Origin of the sequence: Nostoc paludosum FACHB-159, from assembly GCF_014698835.1 — a bacterium.
GTDB lineage: Bacteria > Cyanobacteriota > Cyanobacteriia > Cyanobacteriales > Nostocaceae > Nostoc > Nostoc paludosum.
This window is the reverse complement of the sequence record NZ_JACJTU010000125.1, coordinates 1-6,186: the sequence shown is the minus strand read 5'-3', so window position 1 is coordinate 6,186 and position 6,186 is coordinate 1. Positions and strand designations below refer to the sequence as shown.

Annotated in this window: 4 protein-coding genes and 2 pseudogenes; 2 read left to right on the top strand and 4 right to left on the bottom strand. The window is 40.4% G+C overall.

What is annotated here, in order from left to right; genetic code table 11:
* Positions 1 to 106: 106 nt before the first annotated feature.
* Positions 107 to 955, top strand: a pseudogene (locus H6H03_RS38930) (ISNCY family transposase); the annotation flags it as partial.
* 232 nt (positions 956 to 1,187) lie between these two features.
* Here the strand turns inward: H6H03_RS38930 and H6H03_RS41020 are convergent.
* The 4 genes and pseudogenes from H6H03_RS41020 to H6H03_RS38915 all read right to left on the bottom strand — a co-directional run.
* Positions 1,188 to 1,434: pseudogene (locus tag H6H03_RS41020) on the bottom strand (hypothetical protein); the annotation flags it as partial.
* Between the two features lie 92 nt (positions 1,435 to 1,526).
* Positions 1,527 to 3,386, bottom strand: a complete 1,860-nt coding sequence (locus H6H03_RS41015) for a hypothetical protein (protein ID WP_242058227.1) — start codon at positions 3,384 to 3,386, stop codon at positions 1,527 to 1,529.
* An 87-nt stretch (positions 3,387 to 3,473) separates the two neighbouring features.
* Positions 3,474 to 4,406 (bottom strand): hypothetical protein, encoded by a 933-nt coding sequence (locus H6H03_RS38920; RefSeq protein WP_190960319.1) that lies wholly within the window; start codon positions 4,404 to 4,406, stop codon positions 3,474 to 3,476.
* A gap of 286 nt (positions 4,407 to 4,692) precedes the next feature.
* Complete coding sequence (locus tag H6H03_RS38915; RefSeq protein WP_190960318.1) at positions 4,693 to 4,872, bottom strand: ribbon-helix-helix domain-containing protein; 180 nt, start codon at positions 4,870 to 4,872, stop codon at positions 4,693 to 4,695.
* Positions 4,873 to 5,042: 170 nt separating this feature from the next.
* On the opposite strand from H6H03_RS38915, the gene H6H03_RS38910 reads away from it, so the two are divergent.
* Positions 5,043 to 6,095 carry a hypothetical protein gene (locus tag H6H03_RS38910; RefSeq protein ID WP_190960317.1) on the top strand — a complete coding sequence of 351 codons (1,053 nt, stop codon included), beginning with the start codon at positions 5,043 to 5,045 and terminating at the stop codon, positions 6,093 to 6,095.
* Positions 6,096 to 6,186 lie beyond the last annotated feature (91 nt).

The following is a 6,186-nucleotide window of genomic DNA, read 5'->3' as shown; positions in this document are numbered from 1 at the left end:
TCAATTTATACCGTGACCAGATGTTTGAAAACATGGCACAAGCTCAACGGCTCTGTTCTTTTGGGTTATACACACTTAAGCAACTTTTTAGAATGAAATAGCCCTGGTAACACCTATTATAGTTTCTCCTAATCAAAAACAAGTAATTAATTTAGAGCCAGAATTTATTAAAAAACAAGATGGATATCAAAAAAAAGACTGTGAAAATGCGGCTATTAAAAGATGGTTAAACAAGAATAATCAAAATAAGTATGGTTATCCTGTAACCCTTCTAGGGGATGACTTGTATTCTCGCCAACCTATTTGTACCTTGCTGCTAAAACAAGGTTATAACTTTATTTTTGTTTGTCTTAAAACGTCACATAAGACTTTATATGATTGGCTAGAATTCTTAGAAAGAAGTGGAGAAGTTACAACCATTGAAAAGAAACAATGGGATGGGCGAAAAAATCTAATTTATCGTTATCGTTATACTACTAGACTCCCATTAAGAGATGAAGATTCAAGCCTCGAAGTTAATTGGTGTGAGGTGACTGTTATTAATGAGAAAACCGAGGAAGTTATCTACCAAAATAATTGGATAACTAATCATAAAATCACTGAAAATAATGTTGAAGAAATTGTCAAAGCTGGGCGCAGCAGATGGAAAGTTGAGAATGAAGGGAATAACGTCCTTAAAAATCACGGTTATAATTTAGAGCATAACTTTGGTCATGGTGAAAATCATTTATGCGAGTTATTATTATCTTTAAATTTGCTGGCATTTTTATTTCATACTGTTTTAGATTTAGTGAATTATACTTATCAAAAAGTTCGGAAAATATTGGTAACTCGAACTACTTTTTTTAAAGATCTTCGGACTTTATTAAAATATTTATGGTTTAAAGATTGGTCGCATTTATTTTCATTGATCATCACAGAATATGACCCATTAAAAAGAGTAAATTCTAGTTGATAAATGTTAACAAATTAAAAGAGGAGAAGAAAACTATTTATAAAAAAAACTAAAAAGTTGTTGAGAATTTCATCTGAATTTATCAGTTGAACTCGATTTTTCATGGACAAATTTCTTAAAACTTGTCTATCTCCAACTTTGGATGATAATTATTTGTCAAAAAATGATGCTTTGACACAAGTTCTCTATTTAAATAATAAAATTTTCTCTGATTTTTTTCAAAATGAGAATTGCTGGCATCAATTAACTGATAAGAACGAGAGCGATTGTAACCGAATCTATCTTTGCAATACTCCTCAAAGGTGGAATGAGTAGAACGGTACAATCTGCGATGCCTTCGGCAACGTCAAAGACGAACGCGCAACTCCGCCAGTGCTTTACCCGCTTCAAAAAATGCTCTCTCGACCTTTCGCTCTAAATGCAAGCGATGTCTACGACAAGCCGCTAAGAGCGTCTACGCTCTGCTCCTGTTCGGTCAGTTCAGGAACTTCAACAGCAGAAACATCAATGATTGCTGGGTAGGGTTTTCCTCAAATAAGGTAACTTCATTTGCTCCAGTTATCTAGTGGTTTTACGTCAATCCCAAATTTCTCATCGCCTTCCACAAATTAGGTCGTCGCTTGTGCTGAACTTTCCATTGGGACAACAAAGTATCATAATTGTGCGGTGCTAACTCCTTCAAGGCAGACATCCATTGTGCATTTTTCGTATAATCCGAGCTTTGGGAAGAGTCCGGTTTGGGTATCAAGTTGTGTAAATTTGCTTGCCAGTAAGCCATGACTTTTTCCCACAAATTAGGGGGTGCATATTCTTCGAGGTACTTTCTCCTAGAAATATCATCCCGCGTCGATAGTTGGTTTGGTAGGATTACAACCTCATAAAACTTAGGATAGGGGGATTTTCCCTGATACTCGATCTCGGTCAAATCTTTTGTTAACAAATGCAAAACACTATATTCCTCACCCAGTTGCGTCTGCTCTCCAGGTAAATTCTCCAACCACTCGATAATTTGTTGCCTAAACCAAGTATGTCCTTTTTCCTTAGCCGTAATACTATCGAGTAACCAATGCAACCACCAATTATCTACGGGTTTTACCTTTGTATATAAACCTGAATATCTGTATGGTGTACCACGTTTAATTATCGATTCACGCCAAGATGTAAACAAGGCTTGCTGAGTATTTTGACTGACTGATATTTCAGCAAAAGCTTTGAACATACTCGACCATTCATAACAACATTCAAAAGTAACCTGCTGAATTTCTAAAGCATTGGCTCGTTCTATTTCTCCCAATTCTCGAACAGCTTGTTGATAATAGCGAAGTAAAGTTTTTTGCTTTTCCCCATTTCCAGGATCGTAGGAAAATCCATCCATTACAACAAATAACAGCGAATTTTCTGGTGTCCAGGGATTTTTTTCTTGCTTGTTTTTTAATAACGCATCCAAAGCCTCTTGAATGACTGTGAGGCTTTCTCGATATTCCTGTTTAGCCAACAAATCCTCAATTACAGGTAAACCATTTTGCCATTGTTGGGAAATAGTAGCCCGGAGATTGTTCAAATATATCTCTGGTGTTGCAAATTGCTGCATCAATTCCATGTAAATTATATGCCAATAGGAGTAAGTATTTTCCAGTTCTGACTTCCACTCTTCACTTTTTCTATTGGCTGTCATCCCGTCTAAAATTATTTTTTTTTGAACATCAGGTAAATTAGAGAAGAAATCGATTACAGCTTCATCATTTAAACTGGTATCAGAAAATTCTGACTCCCATTCCATAACTTTTTGAGCTAATGTGAACCCATCTTGTCCTTGTGACTGCACCAACAACCATTCCCATTCCAACAAGCAGCTTGTTGTCGCTTCTTCCAAATGAATTCCATTAGCAATTTCCATCCAGTCGGGTATTCCATCAGCGATTTCGCTTTCTGCTAATAACAAACTGGCTGCAAAACCATCGTCATTACTAAAGCCATTCTCAAAAGCTGTTTTTACTAATGGCTTCATCTTTTGTGCAACTGCTTCTAAATCTTCAACAAAAGTACAATCATCAAAATAAGGTTCTTCCCAGCTTACTTCTTGAACTATATATTTCCCCTCTTCTTGCGATGCTTGCCAAATAATCTGATTCCATTCTCTCCATAATTCCGACCAAGTTTGAGCTAACTTTGCATTAGAAGTTGGTTGTACTTTGCTTATCGTTGTCTGTTTTACTGTTTGAGGTGGAGTGATGATTTGAATTAAAGTCTCTTGGGTATCCGTTTGCAGTTGAGCAAATGCAGTGACTCGCTGTTCGTCGGATAAAACTACAAATAATTCATCTAGTAACTGGGAAATTTCACTTTCGGTAAGTGCTTCAAGGATGCGCGAACCAACAGAGGCTTCTTGCTTAACGTTAGCTTTAGACTTGCTCTGGCTCTTTTTTGGCATCTCGATAAATCCCTTTAGCACACTACATAAATAGCCTATTTCAAACAGAGGTAACCAGGAGAACAGTCAAATATTATTTAACAAGCATTAACCTTGGATTTCGGACTCTAGCAAACTCAACACTTTCTCTTCTAAGTCCGTCAAATAAGCCCGTTTGAGTTTCCCCAACGATTCCAAAAACCTCTGCACCGACTCCTCCAATTCCGTAGAATACACCTGTGAGATGCGATCGCATATCTCCTGCACCTGCTGACATTCGGCAGGCAAGTAATTGAAAGATTTCAAATGCTTCAGTCCAACCGTCAGTTCTCCGTCCCATGTTCTGACGGTGCAACTGAACTCCCTCACATAGCTAACAATGCACCAACAGCCACCCTTACCTCGCAAATCAGGATTATCCTTGACTAAAATTTGGCATACTTCACCAATTTGGTAGGTATTGGGTACTCTTGTACGTTCCATAATCGTTTGCACTACATCTTTGACAAGGCGACCGGATGGCACTTTACCACCTGCCTGTTTTACTGCCCTTTGCCATGCCTGCTGCTGTTGTTGGGGTTCTAGCTTTGCAAGAGGACGGACTTGTACCTCTGATGTGGGCAAAATTTGGGAACTATTAGTTCCCATTTCCTCTACTTGTTCATTTTGGGAACTATTAGTTCCCATTTTTATGTTGTCAACTATCACTGAACCAGCTATTAGATAGTTTACATGGCGGTAAGTATAACTAAACCTGTCCTTACAGTATTCCTCAAAGGTTTTATGCGTGGAACGATACAATCTGCGATCGCGTAACTCAGCCAAAGCTTTCCCCGCCTCAAAAAACGCTCTCTCAACTCTGCGTTCCAAATGCAGGCGATCGCTCTGCTCCTGCTCGGTTAGTTCAGGTACTTCAACAGCAGAAACGTCAATGATTGCAGAAGCTGGATTTTCTGAAGGGGTGATGTCTGAGTTGGTTAGTTCTAAATTATTGGAGGTGGCAGAGGTGGCTATATTACGCTTACGGGGTGGGGCATTCATTTATCCACCTCTTTCCATTTATTTGGTATTTGCTTAGAGTCAAGTCCAAGAGATTCCAGGTGTTGCTGATTGTTGCAATCAATTTTTATCAGAAGCTACAAACACAGACCCAGAGGATCAAACTTAATTTTGAAGTTGACACCGAATTTAAATCAAAATTTCTCAAAGTTTGTCCTAGTAAAGCATTTAGTATGCCTTCGCCTCAATTTACGCAAATATGACTTACTATTTCCAGCTTCTCCTGTCACTGGAAGGAAAGTAAAGCGTTAAAACCGATGGCTGAAGATTACGCATCCTTTAGTTCTCCACTATTCTTGGCGCGTTCTACTTCTTCTTCGCAAATAACTTCTATCAAATTTGATAGAGAACGCTTCCGAATCTTGGCTAACCGTTCCAAGTCAGACTTTAATGCCTCATCCAAATAAAGCGAGATTCGCTTTTTGGCTGTAACCACCGATAACACCATAACGCTACTCCAAAACTATACTCCCTTCATTGTAGCACGAGGGTAACGCTACCTTAGTGTAATAAAATGTTGTAGTAGCATTAAAGTAGTGCTACCATAGAAATAGAGAAAGCACCCCGACTGCGAATCTAAAGTGCTTTCTCTGCCCTTATATTCAAGGAAATACTATTATGACCCACATTACATACTCCCAACAACAGCTGCACCTGAAATCCCTAGCCCAGCTAAAGCGTACCTACAGCGAAATCGGCTGCACCATCGAAGTACGAGACAGACGGCGTAGGAATGCGTGGATTAGCGCGATCGCCTCTCACCAAGCCGCCCAACTCCAGAAAATCGCCCGTCTTGCAAAAGATGAGCAAGCGATAGCCCAAGGCGAGTTTGAGCAGTACATCGAAGAACAAGCCGAAGCTGTTGCACCCGAACCACTGACAACCGTAGAAATCAACTTCTACCACCACGAGGTGTACTGTGGCAAAGAACTTATCGCCTACATCACCTACGACCACAGCGAATTCGTAACACAACCCTGGCTAGTTATGGTCAATGGCAAAGAGTTATTCCGCGACACGACAGTTACCAAATGCCAACGCTTCATCGAGTGGCATCATAAGGACGGGACGCTCAACCTATTTGCATTAACTGAAGTACCAGAAGTTCCTACGATTTCTGAAATTTCCTGCTACGACCAAGAGGCATTCGCGGATGGACAGTTGGTAGCCAGCATCAGCTACGACCATGAGAATTACCAAGATTTGTACTGGCGAGTCTTGGTAAACGACGTTGAGATTTTCCGAGACACTACACCCGCTCGATGCCACAGCTACATTAAGCAGCAGTACCAGCAAGGCACGTTACCAGTGCAGAAACCATTCTCTGAACCATGCACCATTGGGAATGAGGTCATGCTGCGAATTTTCAACGAGTACGAGAAGTGCGGGTTGGAACTGCTGGAGGACGGGATTTACCACAACAACGTGAAGCTGGGACAAGTCGGATGCACTGACGGGAACTGGTGGGTAATTCTGGGTTCTTGTGGTCAACAGCAGTATTCTGACTCGGTGTTTGATGCGGTGGGATCGCTGTTGGAGGGAGATGTCGTAGGCGATGCAAAAGTAGCCGACTGCGAACAATTGCTAGACCTGCCGTTTGAGGAGTTAACCGCCGAAGACTGGCAACGATTACGGGCTTATAAGCCAGTACCAGGCTTAGTTGCAGCGTAAGGGAACAGTGGGCAATTCCAATTCGCAATTCGCAATTCGCAATTCGCAATTTAATAGTTACCTGCATTTAGAACAAACCTCAGTTCTTTTG